The organism is Brevundimonas sp. (assembly GCF_036402095.1).
In the GTDB taxonomy this organism is placed as follows: domain Bacteria; phylum Pseudomonadota; class Alphaproteobacteria; order Caulobacterales; family Caulobacteraceae; genus Brevundimonas.
In genome coordinates, this window is record NZ_DASWTO010000094.1 from 1 (window position 1) to 1,953 (window position 1,953).

The 1,953-nt window shown below is 70.1% G+C and carries 2 protein-coding genes; both read left to right on the top strand.

Going from position 1 to position 1,953, the window contains the following annotated elements; all coding sequences use genetic code 11:
* On the top strand, nucleotides 1-385 hold a 385-nt coding region (locus VGD32_RS07330; RefSeq protein ID WP_331031247.1), incomplete at its 5' end, for an Hsp70 family protein.
* Nucleotides 386-555: 170 nt separating this feature from the next.
* Nucleotides 556-1,737, top strand: coding sequence for a molecular chaperone DnaJ (gene dnaJ, locus VGD32_RS07335; RefSeq protein WP_331031248.1), 1,182 nt, complete (start codon nucleotides 556-558; stop codon nucleotides 1,735-1,737).
* The last annotated feature ends 216 nt before the right edge of the window (nucleotides 1,738-1,953 follow it).

Consider the following 1,953-nt stretch of genomic DNA (forward strand, 5'->3'; position numbering starts at 1 on the left):
CAACGCCGCGGCCGACAAGGCCCGCAAGGAGCTGGTCGAGGCCCAGAATTCGGCCGACAGCCTGATCCACTCGACCGAGAAGGCCCTGGCCGAACACGGCGACAAGGTCGGCGAGGCCGAGAAGACCGCCATCCAGACCGCTCTTGACGACCTCAAGGCGGCCAGGGACGGCTCGGACCCGGAAGCCATCCGCGAGAAGACCAACACCCTGGCCCAGGCCTCGATGAAGCTGGGCGAGGCCATGTACGCGGCCTCGCAGGGCGCGGGCGACGGCGCCGCCGCCGAAGCCCCCGCCGACGACGGCGTGGTCGACGCGGAATTCGAGGAAGTCTCCCCGGACTCCGGCTCTGGCGCCGACGCCGGCGACGAAAAGAAGAGCGCCTAGGCCACAGGCCCGGCAAAACCGTTACGGCCCCGCTTGTCACCCGACGGGCGGGGCCGTTTCATAAAACTTGCATCAGTCGGCCGGGCGCCCATGTCAGCCCGGTCAGCCATTCCCGTCAGCGGCCCGGCAGAGGCGGCGCGGGAACGGCAGGGTAAGAGGACGAACGCCAGATGGCGACGCGTGACTATTACGAAATCCTCGGCGTCGAGCGGACCATCGACGCCGCCGGGCTGAAGTCGGCCTATCGCAAGCTGGCCATGCAGCACCACCCGGACCGCAACGGCGGCTGCGACGACGCCATGGCGCGGTTCAAGGAGATTTCCGAGGCCTACAGCGTGCTCTCGGACGAGCAGAAGCGCGCCGCCTACGACCGCTTCGGCCACGCTGGCGTCAACGGCGGCGGCAATCCCTTCGGACAGGGCGGAGCGGGCTTCGCCGACGTCAACGACATCTTCTCCCAGGTCTTCGGCGACGCGTTCGGCGACGTCTTCGGCGGCCGTCAGGGCGGCGGCGCCCGCCAGCACGGCCCGCGGCGCGGCTCGGACCTGCGCTACGATCTCGAGATCACCCTGGAGCAGGCCTACAAGGGCGCCGAGGTCGAGATCGCGGTGCCCACCACCGCCACCTGCGAGACCTGCGAGGGCTCCGGCGCCAAGGCCGGCACCAAGCCGGTCACCTGCACCACCTGCCAGGGCGCCGGGCGCGTGCGCTCGGCCAACGGCTTCTTCCAGGTCGAGCGGACCTGTCCGCGCTGCGGCGGCCACGGCCAGATGATCGCCGAGCCCTGCACCACCTGCCACGGCCACGGCCAGGTGCGGAAGAACCGCAAGCTGCAGCTCAAGGTCCCCGCCGGCGTCGACGACGGCTCGCGCATCCGCCTGTCGGGCGAGGGTGACGCCGGCCAGCGCGGCGGCCCGCGCGGCGACCTCTACGTCTTCATCTCGGTCACGCCGCACGAACTGTTCGAGCGCGACAATCTCGACCTGCTGGTCACCGTCCCCGTGCCCATGACCACGGCGGCCCTGGGCGGCGAGATCGACGCCCCCTGCCTCGTCTCCGAGGCCTGCGACGGCCGCTGCAAGGCGCCGGTGACCGTGCCCGCGGGCTCGCAGACCGGCAAGACCGTGCGCATCAAGGGCAAGGGCATGCCCCACCTCAACGGCAAGAACCGGGGCGATCTGGTGGTCGAGCTGTTCGTGGAGACCCCGACCGACCTGACCCCGCGCCAGAAGGAGCTGCTTGAGGAGCTGGCCGCCTCGCTGGGCGACACCCAGACGCCGCGCAACTCGTCCTTCGCCGGCAAGGCCAAACGCTTCTGGGCCGACATCCTGGGCGCGGAAGCCGCGCAGTAGCCGTCCCTTTCGCCGTCACCCCCGGGCTTGACCCGAGGGCCAGACCGTCCGGCGCTCCGTCAACGGAGAAAGCTCCCCGGCCGGAGGGCCATCCGTCATCACCGCCGCGCACAACATCTGATCCTCGGGTCAAGCCCGAGGATGACGGTCAGGGAGAAAACCTCCACTATGCGGGCAATGGTTCAGGGGACTTCATGAGCGCCATCTTCCACGTCG

Coding starts and splice junctions, on each gene's coding strand:
- dnaJ (WP_331031248.1), top strand. CDS start 556: ATGGCGACGCGTGACTATTACGAAATCCTCGGCGTCGAGCGGACCATC.